At 34.5% G+C, this 21,834-nt stretch carries 14 protein-coding genes; 8 read left to right on the forward strand and 6 right to left on the reverse strand.

Annotation, left to right across the window (positions count from 1 at the left end; all coding sequences use genetic code 11):
* Window positions 1–46: 46 nt before the first annotated feature.
* The 6 genes from lon to EKM02_RS00095 all read left to right on the forward strand — a co-directional run bounded on the left by lon (window position 47) and on the right by EKM02_RS00095 (window position 8,964).
* On the forward strand, window positions 47–2,497 hold the full coding sequence (gene lon / locus EKM02_RS00070; RefSeq protein WP_126451447.1) for an endopeptidase La: 2,451 nt from the start codon (window positions 47–49) through the stop codon (window positions 2,495–2,497).
* Between the two features lie 165 nt (window positions 2,498–2,662).
* Window positions 2,663–3,685, forward strand: coding sequence for a type IX secretion system protein PorQ (gene porQ, locus EKM02_RS00075; protein WP_126451448.1), 1,023 nt, complete (start codon window positions 2,663–2,665; stop codon window positions 3,683–3,685).
* A gap of 34 nt (window positions 3,686–3,719) precedes the next feature.
* A complete protein-coding gene (gene cmk, locus EKM02_RS00080; protein ID WP_126451449.1) occupies window positions 3,720–4,415 on the forward strand; it encodes a (d)CMP kinase in 696 nt (231 codons plus the stop codon).
* A 75-nt stretch (window positions 4,416–4,490) separates the two neighbouring features.
* A complete protein-coding gene (locus EKM02_RS00085) occupies window positions 4,491–5,867 on the forward strand; it encodes a nucleoside permease (RefSeq protein WP_126451450.1) in 1,377 nt (458 codons plus the stop codon).
* A 385-nt stretch (window positions 5,868–6,252) separates the two neighbouring features.
* Window positions 6,253–8,037: a 30S ribosomal protein S1 gene (gene rpsA, locus EKM02_RS00090; protein WP_126451451.1), complete on the forward strand. Its 1,785-nt coding sequence runs from the start codon at window positions 6,253–6,255 to the stop codon at window positions 8,035–8,037.
* A gap of 372 nt (window positions 8,038–8,409) precedes the next feature.
* On the forward strand, window positions 8,410–8,964 hold the full coding sequence (locus EKM02_RS00095) for a fasciclin domain-containing protein (protein ID WP_126451452.1): 555 nt from the start codon (window positions 8,410–8,412) through the stop codon (window positions 8,962–8,964).
* A gap of 179 nt (window positions 8,965–9,143) precedes the next feature.
* On the opposite strand, the gene pheT is transcribed toward EKM02_RS00095, so the two are convergent.
* Window positions 9,144–11,564 (reverse strand): phenylalanine--tRNA ligase subunit beta, encoded by a 2,421-nt coding sequence (gene pheT / locus EKM02_RS00100; protein ID WP_126451453.1) that lies wholly within the window; start codon window positions 11,562–11,564, stop codon window positions 9,144–9,146.
* A gap of 266 nt (window positions 11,565–11,830) precedes the next feature.
* Between pheT and EKM02_RS00105 the strand changes: the two genes are divergently transcribed.
* Both EKM02_RS00105 and EKM02_RS00110 read left to right on the forward strand, forming a co-directional pair.
* Window positions 11,831–13,336 (forward strand): aldehyde dehydrogenase family protein, encoded by a 1,506-nt coding sequence (locus EKM02_RS00105; protein WP_126451454.1) that lies wholly within the window; start codon window positions 11,831–11,833, stop codon window positions 13,334–13,336.
* 251 nt (window positions 13,337–13,587) lie between these two features.
* Window positions 13,588–13,962, forward strand: a complete 375-nt coding sequence (locus EKM02_RS00110; protein ID WP_126451455.1) for a DUF779 domain-containing protein — start codon at window positions 13,588–13,590, stop codon at window positions 13,960–13,962.
* Here EKM02_RS00110 and EKM02_RS00115 read toward each other — a convergent pair whose 3' ends face one another.
* From EKM02_RS00115 to EKM02_RS00135, 5 genes are all read right to left on the reverse strand, one after another.
* Complete coding sequence (locus tag EKM02_RS00115) at window positions 13,963–14,886, reverse strand: AraC family transcriptional regulator (RefSeq protein ID WP_126451456.1); 924 nt, start codon at window positions 14,884–14,886, stop codon at window positions 13,963–13,965.
* A gap of 75 nt (window positions 14,887–14,961) precedes the next feature.
* Window positions 14,962–15,825, reverse strand: a complete 864-nt coding sequence (locus EKM02_RS00120; protein WP_126451457.1) for a bestrophin family protein — start codon at window positions 15,823–15,825, stop codon at window positions 14,962–14,964.
* Between the two features lie 163 nt (window positions 15,826–15,988).
* Window positions 15,989–17,302, reverse strand: coding sequence for a TolC family protein (locus tag EKM02_RS00125; RefSeq protein WP_126451458.1), 1,314 nt, complete (start codon window positions 17,300–17,302; stop codon window positions 15,989–15,991).
* 53 nt (window positions 17,303–17,355) lie between these two features.
* Window positions 17,356–20,451 (reverse strand): efflux RND transporter permease subunit, encoded by a 3,096-nt coding sequence (locus tag EKM02_RS00130; protein ID WP_126451459.1) that lies wholly within the window; start codon window positions 20,449–20,451, stop codon window positions 17,356–17,358.
* Between the two features lie 60 nt (window positions 20,452–20,511).
* On the reverse strand, window positions 20,512–21,582 hold the full coding sequence (locus tag EKM02_RS00135) for an efflux RND transporter periplasmic adaptor subunit (protein WP_126451460.1): 1,071 nt from the start codon (window positions 21,580–21,582) through the stop codon (window positions 20,512–20,514).
* Between the last annotated feature and the right edge of the window lie 252 nt (window positions 21,583–21,834).

Genomic DNA, 21,834 nt, shown 5'->3' on the forward strand with positions numbered 1-21,834 from the left:
GTCTAAAGAACGAATTTTTTTAATGACAAAAAGACTTAAATACTATATGTCAAATCATAAAATACTTACTATTGACAATCTGTCACTTCAGGAATTTGATTCGGAAGCAGATTTAATTCCACTTTTGACGCCCGAAGACGAGGAGGAAATGAACAATGAGGCTTTACCTGAATTATTGGCTATATTGCCTTTGCGAAATATGGTTTTATTTCCAGGGGTTGTAATACCAATTACTGCGGGACGCGATAAATCGATTAAATTGATCAATGACGCTAACGCTGCAGGGAAAACTATTGGAGTTGTTGCTCAAATCAATGAGGAAGATGAAGACCCAACCAAAGGAGATATTCATAAAATAGGTACAGTAGCCCGTATTTTGCGTGTACTGAAAATGCCTGACGGGAATATAACGGTAATTCTTCAAGGTAAAAAACGTTTTGAGATTGAGACTGTTATTGACGAAACATCTTATATTACTGCAAAAATCAAGGAAGTTCCAGAGAAAAGACCTAAGAAAAACGATACTGAATTTGTAGCCATTCTGGATTCAATCAAAGAATTAGCGATTCAGATTATAAAAGAAAGTCCAAACATTCCCAGTGAAGCTACTTTTGCCATCAAGAACATTGAAAGCCAATCGTTTTTAGTCAACTTTGTGACTTCGAATATGAATTTGACAGTTAAAGAAAAACAAGATTTATTGGCGATTAATGAATTGAAAGAAAGGGCTTTAGAAACGCTTCGCTACATGAATATTGAGTTGCAAAAACTCGAATTAAAAAATGATATTCAATCTAAAGTTCGGTTTGATTTAGACCAACAACAGCGTGAATATTTCCTGCATCAGCAAATGAAAACCATTCAGGAAGAATTAGGTGGCGTTTCTCAGGAAGAGGAAATGGACGAAATGTTACAGAAGTCCTTGACCAAAAAATGGGATGAAAAAACTAAAAAACATTTTGACAAGGAATTGTCTAAAATGCGTCGCATGAATCCCCAAGCGCCTGATTTTGGCACTCAAAGAAACTATCTGGAGTTGTTTTTGGAATTGCCCTGGAATGAATATTCTAATGATAAATTCGATTTAAAAAGAGCACAGAAAATATTAGATAGAGATCATTTTGGTCTTGAAGATGTTAAGAAAAGAATGATAGAACATTTGGCAGTTTTAAAATTGCGAAATGATATGAAATCCCCAATTATTTGTTTGACAGGACCTCCCGGAGTTGGAAAAACATCTATTGGACGCTCTATTGCAGAAGCTTTAGGCCGAAAATATGTTAGAATTTCTCTTGGTGGGTTGCGTGATGAAGCGGAAATTCGCGGACATAGAAAAACGTATATAGGTGCCATGCCTGGACGAATTATCCAAAGCTTGAAAAAAGCCGGAACCTCAAATCCTGTTTTTGTTTTGGATGAAATCGATAAATTATCAAACAGCAACCAAGGGGATCCGTCATCAGCATTATTGGAAGTTTTAGATCCGGAACAAAACAATTCTTTTTATGATAATTTCCTTGAAATGGGATATGATTTGTCTAAAGTGATGTTTATTGCTACATCGAATAATATGGCTGCGATTCAACCTGCGTTGAAAGACAGAATGGAAATCATCAAAATGTCAGGCTATACGATTGAAGAAAAGGTAGAAATTGCACGTCAGCATTTGTTTCCAAGACAATTGAAAGAACATGGTTTGACAACCAAAGATTTAACTATTGGTAAAAAACAATTAGAAAAAATTGTCGAAGGATACACACGTGAATCCGGAGTTCGTGGCCTAGAAGCTAAAATTGCTCAAGTAATCCGTAACGCAGCAAAATCCGTTGCAATGGAGGAAGCGTATAATAAAAAAGTAACGGATGACGATATCATAAAAACACTAGGTGTTCCAAGGCTAGAAAGAGATAAATACGAGAATAATGATGTTGCCGGAGTAGTAACTGGTTTGGCCTGGACCTCTGTTGGCGGTGATATTTTGTTTATAGAATCGTTGCTTTCCCCGGGAAAAGGAACCATGACAATTACCGGAAACTTGGGTACAGTAATGAAAGAATCTGCCACCATTGCTTTAGAATATATTAAGGCCAATGCATCATTTTTAGGATTGGATTCAGAGCTGCTTTCTAAATATAACATTCACTTACACGTTCCAGAAGGAGCCACTCCAAAAGACGGACCAAGTGCAGGAATTGCAATGCTGACGTCCTTAGTTTCGTTATTTACACAAAAACGAGTGAAGAAAAACCTAGCCATGACAGGAGAAATTACTTTACGTGGGAAAGTGTTGCCAGTAGGCGGAATCAAAGAAAAGATTTTGGCTGCAAAAAGAGCCAATATTAAAGAAATTATTCTATGTCATGAAAATAAGAGTGATATTGATGAAATAAAACCTGAATATCTGGAAGGGCTTTCTTTTCATTATGTAAAAGAAATGAGCGAAGTATTGAAATATGCTCTAACTGATCAAAAGGTTAAAAACGCTAAGGATTTGTAATAAAAACAAATTCTAAATTTAAAATCCAACTTCTAAAACTTGATTTTCAAGCAAAGGAATTTGGATTTTTTTATTTGTAATTACCAGTTTTAAAGTTGCCATTTATTGTATTTATAATTTTATCTTCGCAGTTGCGTTTTACTTATACAAACTCCAATTTAAAGCATGCTAAAAAAAATACATCTGTACTCTTTTCTTTTTGTTTGTGCTTTGTCTTACAGTCAAATAGGAGGAAAGTATACCTATCAGTTTTTAAATTTAGTGACCTCACCAAGACAGGCAGCTTTAGGCGGGAAAGTGATTACAATTTATGATGAGGATGTCAATCAGGTCCATTTTAATCCGGCTACTATAAATGCAGAAATGGACAATCATCTGGCTCTGAATTACGGGAGCTACTTTAATGAAGTGACTTATGGAACTGCTTCGTACGCGTATACATACGATCGTCATTTACAGACCTTTCAGGCGGGTATAAATTATGTAAATTATGGTAATTTTGAAGGATTTGATGAAAATGGCCAGCCTACGGCAGCATTTACTGGAAGTGAAATAGCGCTTTCTTTCGGGTATGCCTATAATATTCCCTATACGAATATTCATATTGGTGCGAGCGCTAAATTGATTTCTTCAAATTTAGACATTTATAATTCTTTTGGTGGTGCGTTAGATATAGGCGCTCTTTTTATTGATGAAAAAAATGACGTCAATTGGGCTTTGTCCATTCGAAATATAGGCACACAGTTTTCAACGTATAATGGTACAAATGAAAAACTGCCACTAGAAATAATCGCAGGAGTGTCACAGGAATTAGAAAATGTCCCTATTCGCTGGCATCTTACTTTAGAGAATTTACAGCAATGGAATATTGCTTTTTCAAATCCAGCTAGAGCTACATCTTCATTTAATGGAGAATCAACCGAAGAGAAGGTGTCATTTGTAAATAATGCTTTGCGTCATGTAATTATGGGAGTAGAGCTTTTTCCTAAAAGAGCCCTTAATTTGCGATTGGGATATAATTTTAGACGAGCCGAAGAATTACGCATTGTCGAGCAACGTAATTTTTCAGGAATTTCATTGGGTTTTGGACTTAAATTAAATAAACTTAAATTTAATTATTCATATTCAAGATATACCTTAGCAGGAAATACAAGCCTTTTTGGATTGACAATTAATTTTCAAGAATGATTTTGATATAACATTGAACTTTAAATTTTACATTTTGAACAAAAAAATCACCATTGCGATTGACGGTTTTTCATCAACCGGAAAAAGTACTTTAGCCAAACAACTCGCAAATCATTTTGGATATGTATTTGTAGATACTGGAGCAATGTATCGTGCCGTTACTTTTTTTGCGATGCAAAAAGGATATGTTAGCGCCACTTTTTTTGATAAACAAGCATTGATTAATAGTTTGTCAAATATTAAGTTGCAGTTTAAATTCAATACTGATTTGGGTTTTGCCGAAATGTATTTGAATGATGTGAATGTCGAAACTGAAATCAGAACGATTGAAGTGTCTAGTTTTGTCAGTAAAGTAGCCGAAGTTTCTGAGGTTCGCAGTAAATTAGTCGAACAGCAAAAAGAAATGGGAAAAGACAAAGCAATTGTTATGGACGGCAGAGATATAGGTACCGTTGTTTTTCCGGATGCCGAACTTAAAATATTCATGACCGCCAGTGCAAGTACAAGAGCAAAAAGACGCTATGACGAGTTAGTTCAAAAGGGCGATAGTATCACGTATGAAAAAGTTCTCAAAAATGTAGAAGAGCGGGATTATATTGATACTCACCGGGAAGATTCTCCCTTGATAATGGCCGATGATGCGATAGAAATTGACAATTCACATTTAAATCGTAAAGAGCAATTTGAGCTTGTTTTAGAATTGGTAAATGAAATTACTAAAACGATATAATTAGTTGCAGATTTAATTTTTAATAGTAGATTTACGCCTTGTAAATTTTTTAAAATAAAAAAAACAATTCATCGCATGGGAATTAAAAATAGATTGGTAATAATGAGTTTTCTTCAGTTTTTTGTTTGGGGAGCTTGGTTGATTACCATTGCAAATTATTGGTTTGGCACCAAGAATTGGGAAGGAACTCAATTTGGATTGGTTTTTGGAACTATGGGAATTGCTTCTTTATTTATGCCGACACTAACCGGAATTATTGCTGATCGATGGGTAAATGCTGAGAAATTATATGGAATTCTTCATATTTTGTATGCTGCAGTATTATTTTTTATCCCACAAGTTACTACTCCGGAAACCTTTATTTATAGTATGCTTTTAGCAATGTGTTTTTATATGCCAACGATTGCTTTGAGTAACTCAATTTCTTACACGGCTCTAAAATTAAACAATAAAGATGTAATCAAAAATTTCCCTCCAATACGGGTTTGGGGAACAATCGGTTTTATTGTTGCTATGTGGATCACTAATTTGACCGGAAATAAAGCAACGGAATATCAATTTTATATTGCAGGTTTAGCAGCGGTACTTTTGGGAATTTACTCTTTTACGTTACCCAAATGTAAACCGCAGCGCTTGTCTAAAGAGAATGCTTCTGTGATGGAAACACTAGGATTAGAATCCTTTAAGTTATTCGCAGATTATAAAATGGCTTTGTTCTTTGTTTTCTCCATGTTTTTAGGAGGCGCATTACAATTAACAAATGCGTACGGAGATGTTTTCTTGGATGAATTCAAACATTTTCCAAAATATGCTGATTCTTTCGTAGTGGAATATTCAACTATTATCATGTCGATTTCTCAAATATCGGAGACTTTATTTATTCTTGCGATTCCTTTTTTTTTAAGACGTTTTGGTATCAAACAAGTGATGTTAATTAGTATGTTGGCTTGGGTATTGCGTTTTGGATTATTTGCTTACGGAAATCCTACAGACGGGTTGTGGATGATTATTATGTCCTGTGTGGTATACGGAATGGCATTTGATTTCTTTAATATATCAGGATCATTATTTGTTGAAACCACCACAGATCCAAAAAATCGTTCTTCGGCACAAGGATTGTTTATGATGATGACCAATGGTTTTGGAGCGGTTTTAGGAAGTTTTACTTCGGGATGGGCTATTGACAAATACTTTACAAAATCATTTAATAATACTACAGATTTAGCTGGTTTTCTGGAAACAGAAACGACGAATTCAAAGATGTTAGAATTTATTTCAAATCAAGGAAATACAATTACATCAGACGGTTTGTTTAGTAAAGCCATTTTTATGAAAGACTGGCATACCATTTGGCTGGCTTTTGCTATGTATGCATTGATAATTGCCGTGGCTTTTGCTGTTTTATTCAAGCACAAACACAATCCTGTAGATTTTGAAAATGTAAGTCATTAGAAAGGAAAGAAAAATAAAAAAAACCGATAACTAAAAATAGCTATCGGTTTTTTTATGCTGGGAATCAAATATTTGTATAGCTAGCCCCGAGTGAAGCGACATCCTTTTATACAGCATCCAGTCTTCAAAAGGCTGGATGCTGTATAAAAGATATAGCGGAAAGCGGGAGTAATCGTCATAAAAATCCCAAAACGTACTGCTCCTAAAAAACAATACATTATCTCATTTAAATTATTTTGCAAATTAAGATAAATGTGTTACTTTTGCAGTCCTTTTGGTGAATAAGAGTTTCCTTCAGGTATTACACAATTATACAAACAACTTCTGTTGTTTTCTAGCACATTAAGAAACTCGAGAGAATACAGAATACAAATTTTCAATCAGCATGTCTGAACAAGTAAAATCACAAGAAGAGTTTTTAGCAAATTTTAACTGGCACAACTTTGAAGAAGGTATTGATGCAGTGGATCAAAAAAACTTATTAGAATTTGAAGAACTAGTTTCAAAAACATTTATCGCTACGGATCAAGAAGAAGTAGTAGATGGAACAGTTGTTAGAATTACAGATAGAGACGTTATTGTTGATATCAACGCAAAATCGGAAGGTGTTATTTCATTGAACGAATTCCGTTATAACCCAAGTTTAAAAGTAGGTGATACTGTTGAAGTATTAATTGACATCCGTGAGGATAAAACAGGTCAATTAGTATTGTCTCACAGAAAAGCACGTACTATCAAATCATGGGATAGAGTTATTTCGGCTAACGAAACAGGAGAAATCGTTAATGGTTTTGTAAAATGCAGAACTAAAGGTGGTATGATCGTTGACGTTTTCGGAATTGAAGCGTTTTTACCAGGATCTCAAATTGATGTTAAACCAATTAGAGACTACGATGTATATGTAAACAAAATGATGGAATTCAAAGTGGTAAAAATTAACCACGAATTCAAAAATGTTGTTGTTTCTCATAAAGCGCTTATTGAAGCGGATATCGAAATCCAGAAAAAAGAAATCATCGGTCAATTGCAAAAAGGACAAGTATTAGAAGGTGTTGTTAAAAACATTACTTCTTATGGTGTCTTTATTGACTTAGGTGGAGTTGATGGATTGATTCACATTACTGACCTTTCTTGGTCAAGAATCAACCACCCATCTGAAGTATTGGAATTAGACCAAAAATTAAACGTTGTAATCCTTGATTTCGATGACGAAAAAACAAGAATACAATTAGGATTGAAACAATTAAACGCACACCCTTGGGATGCTCTAGATGCTAAATTAGCAATTGGAGACAAAGTAAAAGGTAAAGTAGTTGTAATCGCTGATTACGGTGCATTTATTGAAGTGGCTGAAGGTGTTGAAGGTTTAATCCACGTTTCTGAAATGTCTTGGTCTACTCATTTACGTTCTGCTCAAGATTTCGTAAAAGTAGGAGATATTGTTGAAGCAGTTATCTTAACATTAGACAGAGATGACCGTAAAATGTCATTAGGTATCAAACAATTGTCTCAAGATCCTTGGACTGATATCACTGCTAAATATCCTGTAGGTTCTAAACATTCAGGTATCGTTAGAAACTTTACAAACTTTGGAATTTTCGTAGAACTAGAAGAAGGAATTGATGGATTGATTTACATCTCAGACCTCTCTTGGACTAAGAAAATCAAACATCCATCTGAATTTGTAAATGTTGGTGAAAAATTAGATGTAGTAGTATTAGAATTAGATGTTGATGGCCGTAAATTATCTTTAGGTCACAAACAAACTACTGCTAATCCTTGGGATCAATATGAAGATTCATTTGCAGTTGGAACAATCCATAACGGTGAAATTTCTGAAATTGTTGACAAAGGAGCTACTGTAGAATTTGGTGATGATATCGTTGCTTTCATTCCTACACGTCACCTTGAAAAAGAAGACGGAAAGAAATTGAAAAAAGGCGAAACAGCTGATTTCAAAGTAATCGAATTCAACAAAGAATTCAAAAGAGTGGTTGCCTCTCACACTGCTATCTTCCGTGAAGAAGAAGAGAAAAATGTGAAAGCGGCTACTGAAAACACATCATCTTCAGCATCTACAAGTAACAATGCTTCGGCATCAACTTTAGGTGATAGTAATGATGTATTAGCAGCATTAAAAGCTAAAATGGAAAAATCAGAGAAAAAATAATTTCTTGATTTTTTTGAATATAGAAAGCTCCACAGTAATGTGGGGCTTTTTTTGTGTAAAATCAAATTCCGATTTGACTTTTTCTTAGAAGTGAAACATTCTTAAACACAAAAAAAAAGATCCTCCCGCTGTACGGAGTATGTTACTTGTATAAACCCATCACAAGTACTAATTTACATAAGTAACTCGTTCTACAAAAGACACTTCCTGCAATCTGGTCTCATTGGCATCTTTTAGATTAGTAAAGACGCATTAAAATATATTATATATATAATTGATTACTAGTAATTTGTGAAATAAGTGTGTTTTTTTAAAACCAAAAGCAATTTTACTGCGTAAATGGTACTATATAACTTAAAAAAAATAGAATTTATGAAAACAAGAAAATTTTTATCAATTGCATTAATGACATTAGTATTTGGAGCTACATCTTTCGCTCAAAAAAGTGTAATGGTTGGAGGAGCAGCGATGTATCCAACTAAAAATATTGTTGAAAATGCGGTGAACTCTAAAGACCATACTACATTAGTTGCTGCAGTAAAAGCAGCTGGTTTAGTAGAAACATTACAAAGTAAAGGACCATTCACTGTTTTTGCTCCAACAAATGCCGCATTTGATAAATTACCACAAGGTACCGTTGACACTTTATTGAAGCCTGAAAACTTAAAAATGTTGCAAACAATATTGACATATCATGTTGTTGCAGGGAAAATGAATGCGATGGATATTGCAAAAGCTATTAAAAAGGGGAATGGGAAAGCTACAATGAAAACGGTTAGTGGTGGTACTTTAACTGCTTGGATGAAAGGAAAAGATTTATATATTACGGATGAAAATGGTGGAAAATCTAAAGTTACAATTGCTGATGTGAATCAATCAAACGGTGTTATTCATGTGATTGATGCCGTTGTATTGCCTAAACAATAGTTTTTAAGATAGAGGTTAAATTGTTGGTTAGATGAAAAAGAGCCTTGCTAATTAGCAGGGCTCTTTTGTCTATATGAAATCCCAGGATAAAACCGGGATTTCTCTTTTAATTATTATGTTAGAATGCATCTAAGATAATTGATAAAGTTGAATGAAAATGTATCGTTATTTTTAAAAAACTATCTTAAAGCAGCTCCAAGCTCCGTTTCAAAATGATGTTGTAGTTTATTCATTATTTTGTCAATTTGTGCATCAGTCAGTGTTTTAGAATTATCTTGAATGATAAAACTTAATGCGTATGATTTTTTTCCTTCAGGAAGGTTTTGACCTTGATATACATCAAATAAATTAATATCTTTTAAAAGTGTTTTTTCTGTCTGCCGTGCAATGTTATAAATACTTTCATAAGTTATGTTTTGATCTATAAGCAAAGCCAAATCCCTGCGCACTTCCGGATATTTTGGAATCTCGGTATATTTTATTTTCGCAGAAATTAATTTTAAAATTAGAGCCCAATTAAAATCCGCAAAAAATACTTCTTGTTTGATTCCAAAATGCTTCAATATTGATTTTTTTACCACCCCAAATTCTACCAAAGTATCTTTGAGACATCCAATTGCAATTCCTTCAGAAAAAATATCAGATGTAACAGGTAAATTTTGTGTTTTTTGAATCCCTAATCTTGAAAGGATTCCGTGGATATAGCCTTTAAACAAAAAGAAATCAGAGGGTTTTTGAGCGTTAGTCCAATTTTCTTGATTTCTGTTTCCGGAAAGAAATAAAGTCAAATGTTTTTTCTCTTCATAACCAGCAAGATAGTTGTGGTATGATTTTCCAAATTCAAATAATTTTAAATCGGAATTTTTACGATTAATATTATAGGAAACAGCCTCTAATCCGGAGAATAACAGGGATTGTCGCATTGTTGATAAATCAGCACTTAACGGATTTAGCATTGTTACGTTGTGTTCTTCTTTAAGTATTTCACTCAGCGCTACATAAGAAGCGGTCGTCAGTGAATTAGCCATCATCTCATTAAATCCTTGAGAATTTAATTGTGTGGCAATCAGATTTTGTATTTTATAGTCTTCGTTTCTGGGAGAATTAGAAACAGTAGCATTCAATTTTTTTGAAAATTTAATGTTATTGTAACCATAAACCCTTAATATTTCTTCAATTACATCAATTTCTCTTTGTACATCAACCCGGTAAGCCGGAATGGTTAAACCTAAACCTGCGTCAGAAACACTATTGATTTTAATTTCTAATGACGCTAAGATTTGTTTGATCGTATCTTTTGGTAATTCCTGACCAATTATTTTAGCGACTTTACTAAAATTTAAAAACACTGAAAAGTCTTCCAATTTTTTTGGATACATATCCACAACATCAGATGTTATTTCGCCTCCTGCTACTTCTTGTATTAATAGAGCTGCTCTTTTTAGGGCGTATGCGGTAATAGTTGGGTCAATTCCTCTTTCAAATCGAAAGGAAGCATCCGTATTCAATTGATGTCTTTTCGCTGTTTTACGAATACTTACGGGATTAAAATAAGCACTTTCCAGAAAAATAGAATTGGTATGTTCACTTACTCCTGATTTTTTTCCGCCAAAAACACCGGCAATACATAAAGGTCCTTTTTCATCACAAATCATTAAATCTTCTTCGTGTAAGGTTCTTTCTACATCATCAAGAGTAATGAATTTAGTTCCGGCAGGAAGTGTTTGTACGAGTATCTTTCCATTAATTTTTGCAGCATCAAAGGCATGAAGTGGTTGACCCAGCTCATGTAAAACATAATTGGTTACATCTACAATATTATTTTTAGGATTGATTCCAATAGCTTTCAATCGGTTTTGCAACCAAGCTGGTGATGGTTTTACCTCTATACCAGAAATGGTTACACCACAATATCTAGGAGCCAGTTTAGACTCTTTGACATCAATATCAATTTTTAAGGTTCTTTTATCTACTCTAAAATTACTTACCGAAGGGGTGATCAGTTCTACATTGACACCGCTTTGCAGCATTCCTGCTCTCAAATCCCGAGCAGTTCCCAAATGGCTCATGGCATCAGCACGATTGGGTGTCAATCCAATTTCGAAAACTTCGTCATTTTCAATTTTAAAAACGGTGGATGCAGGAGTTCCTGCTGCTAAAGCATCGTCCAGTATCATAATTCCGTCATGGCTATCGCCTAGTCCTAGTTCATCTTCTGCACAAATCATTCCGTGACTTTCCTGTCCGCGAATTTTTCCTTTTTTTATTATAAAAGCAATTCCCGAGGCGTCATATAATGTGGTTCCAATAGTAGCAACCGGCACTTTTTGTCCTGCAGCAACATTAGTGGCACCACATACAATCTGTACAGGAACGCCATTTCCTAAATCGACTGTGGTAATTTTTAATCGGTCAGCATCCGGATGTTGGATGCACGTAAGCACGTGTCCCACAACAATGCCTTCTAATCCGCCTTTTACGGATTGGTATTTATCAACAATTTCTACTTCTAATCCTAAATCAGTTAGTAATGCTGCAGTTTCCTCGGATTTCCAGTCTATTTTAATAAATTGTTTTAACCAGTTGTAAGATATTTTCATCTTTTAATTTTAATGAGACTGCAAAGATAAGGATTGCACTTTGGAGTAAGAAACAATTTTTTTGGTTTTTTACAACTCATTTATATGGATTGACTACGAATTAAAAATACAGATAAAGGAATCTTAAATATAATTATATGTGAATTAAATAATAAAATCAGGTTAAAAAAACACATATTTAAATTTAATGCTATTACTTGAATGAATTGTGCTATTCTAAAGAGAAATAGGTAACTATATTTGATAAAATATAAACAGAAAACAATATGGATAACGTAGCACAAAGACCTGAATTTAAGGCAAAATATGATAATTATATTGGGGGAAAGTTTGTTGCACCAATTAAAGGGGAGTACTTTGATGTTGTTTCTCCTATTGACGGAAAAGTATTTACACAAGCAGCACATTCCAGTAAGGACGATTTAGACTTGGCGGTCAACAAAGCTCATGAAGCTTTTCAGACGTGGGGTAAAACATCAGCTACAGAACGCAGCAATATATTGAATAAAATTGCTCAGGTTATGGAAGACAATCTGGAATACCTTGCTATTGTTGAAACTATTGATAATGGGAAGGCCATTCGAGAAACATTAGCGGCCGATATGCCCCTAGCAATTGATCACTTTCGTTATTTTGCCGGAGTAATCCGTGCAGAAGAAAGTTCAATAACTGAATTAGATTCGCAAACCGTTTCGATAGCTTTAAGTGAACCTTTAGGGGTAATTGCCCAAATCATTCCTTGGAATTTCCCTATTTTAATGGCTATCTGGAAATTAGCTCCTGCATTGGCCGCAGGAAATACTGTAGTTTTGAAACCAGCTGAAAGTACACCAATTTCGATTCTTGTTCTGATGGAATTAATTGGCGATTTACTTCCTCCGGGAGTCATTAATATTGTGAATGGCTTTGGTGCTGAATTGGGAAGAGCTTTAGTAACCAACAAAAAAGTTTCTAAAGCAGCCTTTACCGGATCAACCACAACAGGGCGTTTAGTGATGCAATATGCCACCGAAAACATTATTCCTGTAACCTTGGAATTGGGAGGAAAATCACCAAATATTTTTATGAAATCAGTAGGAGATGCGGATGATGATTTTTTTGATAAAGCCATTGAAGGTGCCGTTATGTTTGCTTTAAATAACGGTGAAATTTGTACTTGTCCGTCCAGATTATTAGTGCATGAAGATATTTATGATAAATTTATCGCCCGAGTAATTGAAAGAACAGCAGCTATAAAACTGGGAAATCCGTTAGACAGAACTACAATGATGGGAGCACAAGCTTCATTAGTTCAAAAAGAAAAAATCCTAAGTTATATAAAATTAGGAAAAGAAGAAGGGGCAGAACTTTTGATAGGTGGTGAAGAAAATAAATTAGAAGGTGATCTTGAAGGAGGATATTATATCAAACCAACACTTTTTAAAGGACACAACAAAATGCGTATTTTTCAGGAAGAAATCTTTGGACCTGTTTTAGCCGTGACTACTTTTAAAACAACAGAAGAAGCGATTGCCATTGCAAATGACACGATGTATGGCTTAGGAGCCGGACTCTGGACACGTGATGCACACGAAATTTATCAGGTTCCTAGAGCGATTCAAGCAGGTCGCGTTTGGATTAATCAATACCATTCCTATCCTGCAGGGGCTCCTTTTGGAGGTTATAAACAATCCGGAATTGGTCGCGAAAATCATAAAATGATGTTGGGACACTACCGTCAGACAAAAAATATGCTGATTTCTTATGATAAAAATAAATTAGGTTTCTTTTAATAAACTTCTGATTATTGGTTAATTTTAAACCTGACAGATTGTATAATTTGTCAGGTTTTATCTTTAAATAAATTTCACCAAGAGCCACAATGATTAATTAGAAATTTTTGTTCTGAAAAAAAATCCTTTGAACCATTAAGAGATTAATGCTTACTAAGGTTAAAAACGTAACTTTCTTAAGTTAATAATGCTCTAGCAAGATACTGAAATTTTAGTATCACTTAACGGATATTTTATTAAATAATTTTATAATGACAAAACGAATCGATGCCACAGAAAAAGCAATAGCATTAATCAAAATTTTACAGGAAAAACATGGCGATTTAATGTTTTATCAAGCGGGGGGCTGTTGCGAAGGAACACAGCCACAATGTTTTGAAAAAGGGGGTTTTTATCAACGCATGGGCGACGTATGTATTGGAACTATCGAGAATACGGAGTTTTGGGTGGATAAGGATTTATTTGAATATTGGAAACATGCCCATTTTACTTTGGATGTGATTGATGCATTTGGCGTAGGAGGTTTTTCATTAGAAACACCATTGAAAAAAACATTCCGAGTCGAATACAGAATTTTTACACCTGAAGAAGAACTATCACTTGAGCCAGTAACCTTTATTGAATGATCAATTTACGCATAATAATTGGTACTGTTTGGGGGTAATTCCTTCGTGTTTTTTAAATAACCGAATGAAATAATTACAATCTTCAAACCCGGATAAATAACAAACTTCATTAATTTGTATGGTTGGGTTTTTGAGCAATTGTTTCGCACATCTCATTTTTTCGCTAATCACAAATTCAATCGGACTCATTCCTAGTTCTCTTTTGAAAAACCGATAGAACGAGGCGGTACTCATACAGGCTTTTTCACTTAAATGTTTCATACTGAAATTTTCTTTCAGATTCAATCGAATGTATTCTACCACTTGTGTAATGGGATTTTTTTGGTCAATAAATAAGCCATCATCCATAGCTTTTGCGGTTTGGGTTTGTATTATTCGGATCAATAATTCCTGTAAAGTCAAATCAGCCAGAGCATCTTTAGTAATAGACGTACTCATGCATTCTTTGATTAATTTATTGATGGTAGCTGCCAGTTCTACATTGTTGTAGAAAAAATAATTTTGGTAGTTTAATTGCCAAAACTGGTCGTTTCCGTCTTTAGGATACCGTTCGTTCAAAAACTGTAAGGTATCTATAATCTTAGTTTGTTCTATGGCCAAAGCCAAACACTGTGTTGGATTTTTTCTTGTAGCCTCCGGGAAATCAATTTTCATTTCTACATTTGAGGGAATCACTACTGTTTCTCCTGGTAAGTACACAAAGCTCGGATCATCAAAAAGATGCATCACTTTTTTACCTCTGAGCATGCTGGTCACTACAAAATCATTAAATTTTAGAGGGACTAATGCCGATGATTCATAAGTTTCAAAAAGATTTAGTTCGCAATGGTTCAAAGAGTAAACCGTTCGGTTCTCCACTAATGTTTTTAACGATTTCTCGTTTGATAAATGCGGCGGAGTGATGAAGTTACGATTACTATTCATAAATTTAAACTTTAAAAAAGGGAAAGTCTAAATTTAAAATAAATAACTTAAATTTTAGTGCTATTTATGGAATATTTAAATTAATTCTTCGACGTGTTTTTTTATGTTTTCCGCCATTTTTTTAGTGGGCAGATCATTGGCATCCATGCCAAAAGGATCTTCAATTTCTTCGGCAATCAGCTCTAAACTTGCTAAAACATAAAAGATAAATACCACAACCGGAATTACATAATATCCCAAACTGAACACGTATCCAAAAGGCAAAGTCAGTACATAAATAAAAATAAATTTTTTGATAAAAGCACTGTATGAATAGGGGATAGGAGTGTTTTTTATACGTTCACAGGCACCACAAATATCAGTAAACGAATGAACTTCAGCATTTAAAATCAAGAGTTGGTCGCCTGTTATTTTTTTAGAAACATACAAATCATTGATTTTTTGAAACATCATTTTTGCGACCTGATTGGGCTTGTGTTTGTGATGATCAATGTCTAAATCCAGATCGTCAAAAAGTTGCAGGCTGGTGTCACGGTCGTTTAAATGTTTATGTAAAATTGAGGCATACCCGGGAATTATTTTGCGAAAGAAATTACGATCTTTTTCGTCCTGCAACATTGCAGACAATTTAATGGATAAATTACGACTGTTATTTACCAATGATCCCCATAATTTTCTTCCTTCCCACCAGCGATCATAAGCTGTATTGGTTCGGTAGGCTAATAATAATGAAATTACAAAACCCAACATTCCGTGCATTATTGAAATGTTTTTTACGGGACTGTTATCCGGCAAATGCCAATATTCAATTTCAAAATACCCTATTACACCGGAATAAATACCAATAAGTAGCATCATTGGTATCAATTTCCGAAAAGTATCGGCTTTGCTTAAATGGAAAATAAAACTAATCCAATCTTTAGGGTTATACGAAGTCATTCAGATTTTTTATTTGCAAAAATAAACTAAAATGAACTAAAATGAACTTTCTGGTTCTAAATAAGGAACCAAAATCTTTGACCGTAAACTACCATTCGTTTTGCCTTTAAAATTCGAAAATTGAGCCATGGAAAAAAGAACAAAATTGTGAATTATTGTCAAATTAAAAAATAAGATTTCCCGCCAATTCTCGAAGTGCAATTTCAGATAATTTGCCTTGAAATTGGGCGTTACTATAGCGAACTTTTGCATTAACATAATTCAATTGTGCGGTTCTGAATTCTAGAGTGGTAATGGTTCCAATGCGAAATTTATCTAAAGTTATAGTCAAATTCTGTTGGGCTATTGCTTGATTTTTTTCTTCCAATGTTATCAATTCTAAATTGGTCAAATAGGTTTGATAGGAGGTTGCCAATTGAGCATTTAGGATCAAATTTTGTTGCTGAATTGATATTTTGGAATTTTCAATTTGAATTTTCGCTATTTTTTCATTTCTATTTTGAGAAAATCCATCAAACAGGTTTAATGTTGCTGTAAAGCCATAATTAAAACCTCTGGATTGCGATTGTGTGACGAAACCAAGACTGGATTGACTTTCTGAAAAGTTATAGGCCGTATTAACTCTGATTGTAGGATAACGTCCTGCTTTGATTTGCTTCAATTGCAATTCAGCTACTCTTTTATTGATGATCTGAGCTTCTAATTGTGGGTTTTGTTTTTCGGCCAGCAAAGTAAGTTCCGGAAGAAATAACAGTCGGTCTACTGCAAGTACATCGATTACTTTAAAATTAATTTTAAGATCTCTAGCCATAATTTGATTCAGCACGATTTTGCTGTTAGCATAGAGTTCTTTTTGTCTTAAAAGTGCGACTTGGTCTGTATTTAAATCTACCTGAGCATTCAAAACCTCTAATTTAGATGCTTTTCCGATTGTAAATCGGTTTTGTGCTAAAATTAGTCTCTGATTTGAAATAACAATTGTCGTATCCAGAGCGGCCAATTGTTGTTGCTGTTGCACTAAATCATAATATGCAGCATTTACGTCACTAATTTTAGTAATTAAGATCAGCTTTAATTGGGCTTCCCCAAGTTTTTGTAACTCTTTGAGCTGGTTCATTCGAGCAAACATTCGGAATCCGTCAAAAATGGTCCAGTCCAGACCTACACCATAGCTCAAACTGTTATTTTTAGCATTGTCTAATTCCGTTTCTGCACCGTCTTGCCTGGTTTGGGAACTATTTTGAACGCTGTTATTGTCCACTACAGAAGCTGTTACGATGGGTAACATTCCTGCGTTTCCAATCGCCACGTTTGTTTTTTCTATTTTTAAATTATTGGCTGCAATTTTTATTTCGTAATTGTTTTCCAATGCTATTTTTATGGCACTTTCCAATGTTAGCACTTCTTGTGCTTGGGTATTTAAAATACAAAAGAAAATTAAAATTAAACTGCGAAAGAGTATTTTAGTGTTTGTCATAATTGTTTTTTTTTGTCACAGATAAATCCTTGTCATTTGTAGCTCCGTTCAAATTATTGAACTTCTTTTTCATATTCTTCAATATGATCAAATTCAGGATAATGTTTTCGAGCTTTAGACCACATTAAGTACATGGCAGGGATTACAAATAAAGTTAGAATTAAAGAGAAAATTGTTCCGCCAACAATGACAACTCCCATTCCAATTCTACTGGTAGATGCTTCTCCTAAAGATAAGGCAATAGGCAAAGCTCCCAATGAAATAGCTAAACTAGTCATTAAAATAGGACGAAGTCTGGATTCAGAAGCTTCTAAAATAGCCTCCAGTTTTGGTTTTCCTTCTTCTCTCAGTTTATTGGCAAACTCAACTATCAAAATCCCATTCTTCGTGACTAATCCAATAAGCATTACCGTTCCAATTTGGCTGAAAATATTCCACGTCTGATCAAACAACCAAAGGGAGAATAAAGCACCTGCAACAGCCATTGGAACTGTCAAAATAATAATTAAAGGATCGATAAAACTCTCAAATTGTGCTGCCAGAATCAAAAATATTAACAGTAAAGCCAATCCAAAAGCAAAAGAGGTATTAGAACTACTCTCTACATAATCCCTGGATTCGCCCCCTAAATCAGTGGTAAAAGTGTCGTCAAGTACTTTCGCTTTAATTTCATTCATGGCATCAATTCCATCACTGATACTTTTTCCCGGGGCTAATCCGGCAGTTACAGTGGCTGACATGTATCGGTTATTATGGTACAATTGTGGCGGATTGCTCTGTTCTTGAATACTAACAACATTATCCATTTGGATTAATTCTCCACTACTATTTTTTACATACATAGCAGTTAAATCCAAAGGTTTGGATCGGTCTTCTTGTTCAAATTGTCCAATGACCTGATATTGTTTTCCATTGCGCATAAAATAACCAAAACGCTGTCCGCTCAAAGAAAGTTGTAAGGTTTGTGCAATATCCATAACAGATATACCTAAACTTTTCGCTTTTTCCCGATCAATAGTAACATTGATTTCGGGTTTGTTAAATTTTAGGTTAACATCGGTAACCGAAAACGTAGGGTTTTTGGCAGCCTCATCCATAAATTCAGGAATCTTTTTTTCCAATTGTTCAAAATTAGGAGCCTGAATAATGTATTCAATTGGTAGACCTCCACGTCTGTTTACTGCAATAGTAGGTTCCTCAATAACTGAAGTCTTAATTTCGGGATATTTTTTTGTTAATCTGTTTAATTTTTCTGCAATTTCCTTTTGAGATTTTTCTCGTTCCCCTGTTTCTGAGAGTGCCAGTCGAATCATTCCACTATTTACAGAGGAGGAACCCCATCCCGGTGATGTAATTACCAAAGCAACCTCTTTTTCCGGAATAGAATCATCTACTAATTGTGATAATTCTTGCATAAAGCGGTCCGTGTATTCGTAGGACGAACCCTCAGGAGTTGTCATTCTCATGACAAGAGCACTACGGTCATCGTAAGGAGCAGTTTCTTTTTGCAATAAATTAAAAAATACATATATTAGTCCAAAACAAGCTATAAGAATCGGAAAACTGATCCATTTTCGTTTCATAAAAGTACTTAATGCACTGGCATAACCACTATTCAATCTTTGGTAAAATGGTTCCGAATAAATATAGAATTTTGATTTTTTTTGTTCCCCGCCTTTCATCAAATAGGCATTTAACATCGGTGTTAATGTTAATGAGACAAAAGCCGAAATTAATACTGCGGCTCCTATGACAACGCCAAACTCCCGAAATAGCCGCCCAACAAATCCTTCCAGAAAAATTACCGGTAAAAATACGGCTGCTAAAGTTATTGAAATAGAGATTACAGCAAAAAAGATCTCATTAGAGCCTTTTATAGCTGCCTCAATTGGAGACATCCCTTCTTCGACCTTCTTAAAAATATTTTCCGTGACAACAATTCCATCATCAACGACCAGCCCTGTAGCAAGAACAATAGCTAATAAAGTCAGTACATTTATCGAGAAACCAAAAAGATACATGATGAAGAACGTTGCAATTAGCGAAACCGGTATGTCAATTAAGGGTCTAATGGCAATAGCCCAATCTCTAAAGAATAAATAAATGATCAGAATTACCAGAATGATAGAAATTAATAAGGTTTCAGCCACTTCAATAACGGATTTTTTTACAAAAATAGTGCTGTCAATAACAATGTTTAATTTAATATCTTTGGGTAAATCCTTTTTTAATTTATCGTATTCTAGGTAGAATTCTTTTGAAATATCTAAATAATTTGCACCAGGAAGCGGAACTATAGCTACACCCACTAACGGTAAACCGGATTGCGTCATTTTTGTTTCCAGATTTTCAGGTCCTAAAACCGCTGTACCTATATCACTAAAAAGAACCGTTTTTGCTCCTTCGGAACGAATGATAATATTATTGAACTCTTCGGCTGTAGATAAATTTCCAGCTGTTTTTACTGTTAATTCCGTATTATCGCCCGTTATTTTTCCAGAAGGGAGTTCTACATTTTGTTGATTTAAGGCATCTCTAACTTCGGCTACGGAACATCCGTAAGCGGCTAATTTGACAGGATCAATCCATAAACGCATGGCAAATCTCTGTTGTCCCCAAATTTGAACTCCACTGACTCCAGGGATTGTTTCTAATCTTTGGGCAATAACATTTTCAGCATAATCACTTAATTCTAGGGAATTTCTGGAATCACTTTGAACTGTCATCGAAATAATGGCACGACTATCGGCATCTGCTTTAGAGACAACTGGAGGGGAATCAATGTCTTCTGGCAAATTTCGTACTGCCTGAGATACTTTATCCCGGACATCATTTGCGGCAGCTTCAAGATCCTTACCTAAATTAAATTCAATGGTTATGCTGCTGTTTCCTTGGGTACTCGACGAAGTAATATTTCGAATTCCTTCAATAGAATTGATTGCTTTTTCTATAGGCTCGGTAATTTGCGACTCAATAATATCCGCATTTGCTCCGGCATAATTGGTTCGAATCGAAATTTGCGCAGGATCAATAGAAGGAAATTCCCGGACTCCCAAAAAACTATACCCAATTATTCCAAATAACACAATGGAAAGGTTCATTACTATAGTTAATACAGGTCTTTTGATACTTAAAGTTGATAAACTCATTGTTTTAATTTAGTTTTTAATCCCAATAAACAAAGGGATTTAATTTTAAGGGTATTGACCTTAAATATTATTTTTAGCGACAGTTACTTTTACAGGAACATCATTTTTTAAGGACATAATACCACTGGTCAATAACGTATCGCCCGCCTTAAGTCCTGAAAGCACTAAGATGGAAGCATCCGTTCTGGTGGCGGTTTCGACCATCACTTGCTTTGCTTTTCCTCCACTGGAAATAAAAACTTTTTTACCGTTTTGAACCGGAATGATCGCTTCTGTTGGGACTAAGATCGCATCTTTGATAATATCCAAAGGCATTTCTACATCGGCAAAAAGTCCCGGTAATAAGTTACCGTCTTTGTTTTCTGCTAATGCTCGTACTTGTATGGTTCTGGTAGCTACAGACACTCTTGGCTCAATAGCGTAAATCATAGCGCTATATTTTTTATTAGATCCGGCTACTGTAAAGTGTAAAGAGGTGTTTTTCTTAATTTGTGTAGCATATTTTTCAGGAATCGAAAAAGTTATTTTTAGCTTGCTGGTGTTCACAAGATTTGCAATTAACATGGAAGGTGTAATATAAATCCCCGGAGAAATAGAACGCAAACCAATTTTTCCTGAGAAGGGCGCTCGTACAGATGTTTTGGCAATTTGAACTTGAATCAACTGAGTTTGGGCTTCTGCTGATTTTAGATCCGCTCGGGCTAAATCATATTCTTCCTGGCTAATGGCTTCTTTTTGAAGTAATAATTGTGCTCTTCTTGCATTTTCTGAAGCTAATCCTTCTCGAGTAGATGCTTGTCTCAATTGGGCTCTTAACTCTAAATCATTCACTTTAAAAAGTACTTGGCCTTTGCTGACGCTACTTCCTTCCTCAAAATAAATTCGTTCAACAATTCCTGAAACTTCACTCCTGATTTCAACCTGTTCATTGGCTTCAATAGAACCAGACAGCGATAAATTATTATCAAACGTTTGTGGCTCTACAATAATTCCACTGACATTCATTGATTTGATGTTTCCTGATTGATCTTTTGAATCGCCGCTTTTACTTTTGTTTTCTTTTATTCGGTAACCAATAAATCCAATGATTCCAATTGTTAGCAAGGCATAAACTAGGTATTTAATTTTCATAGTTATTAAGTAAGATTAGGTCTCAGTTTTTTTAGTTAAAGACAAATTTAGGTTTTAGAAATGAATTAATTGAGGTGTTAATTTTTATTTAACGTTTGTACATACAAATGTCTTGTCCGTAAAAAATACGTTTCTGAATTCTAAATATTTTAGAAATATAGTACTAAAAAAAATTTATTTTCGGAAACTCATTAGATTGTAGGACTACAAAAAACGGAAATGGTTTAATTGATAATAGAAAAAAAATATTTA

Origin of the sequence: Flavobacterium sp. RSP49 (genome assembly GCF_003968735.1) — a bacterium.
Classification (GTDB): domain Bacteria; phylum Bacteroidota; class Bacteroidia; order Flavobacteriales; family Flavobacteriaceae; genus Flavobacterium.

Bases quoted from the DNA above. Each gene is read 5' to 3' on its own strand.
- lon (WP_126451447.1), top strand. From the start codon at position 47: ATGTCAAATCATAAAATACTTACTATTGACAATCTGTCACTTCAGGAA.
- porQ (WP_126451448.1), top strand. From the start codon at position 2,663: ATGCTAAAAAAAATACATCTGTACTCTTTTCTTTTTGTTTGTGCTTTG.
- EKM02_RS00085 (WP_126451450.1), top strand. From the start codon at position 4,491: ATGGGAATTAAAAATAGATTGGTAATAATGAGTTTTCTTCAGTTTTTT.
- rpsA (WP_126451451.1), top strand. From the start codon at position 6,253: ATGTCTGAACAAGTAAAATCACAAGAAGAGTTTTTAGCAAATTTTAAC.
- EKM02_RS00095 (WP_126451452.1), top strand. From the start codon at position 8,410: ATGAAAACAAGAAAATTTTTATCAATTGCATTAATGACATTAGTATTT.
- pheT (WP_126451453.1), bottom strand. From the start codon at position 11,564: ATGAAAATATCTTACAACTGGTTAAAACAATTTATTAAAATAGACTGG.
- EKM02_RS00105 (WP_126451454.1), top strand. From the start codon at position 11,831: ATGGATAACGTAGCACAAAGACCTGAATTTAAGGCAAAATATGATAAT.
- EKM02_RS00110 (WP_126451455.1), top strand. From the start codon at position 13,588: ATGACAAAACGAATCGATGCCACAGAAAAAGCAATAGCATTAATCAAA.
- EKM02_RS00115 (WP_126451456.1), bottom strand. From the start codon at position 14,886: ATGAATAGTAATCGTAACTTCATCACTCCGCCGCATTTATCAAACGAG.
- EKM02_RS00120 (WP_126451457.1), bottom strand. From the start codon at position 15,825: ATGACTTCGTATAACCCTAAAGATTGGATTAGTTTTATTTTCCATTTA.
- EKM02_RS00125 (WP_126451458.1), bottom strand. From the start codon at position 17,302: ATGACAAACACTAAAATACTCTTTCGCAGTTTAATTTTAATTTTCTTT.
- EKM02_RS00130 (WP_126451459.1), bottom strand. From the start codon at position 20,451: ATGAGTTTATCAACTTTAAGTATCAAAAGACCTGTATTAACTATAGTA.
- EKM02_RS00135 (WP_126451460.1), bottom strand. From the start codon at position 21,582: ATGAAAATTAAATACCTAGTTTATGCCTTGCTAACAATTGGAATCATT.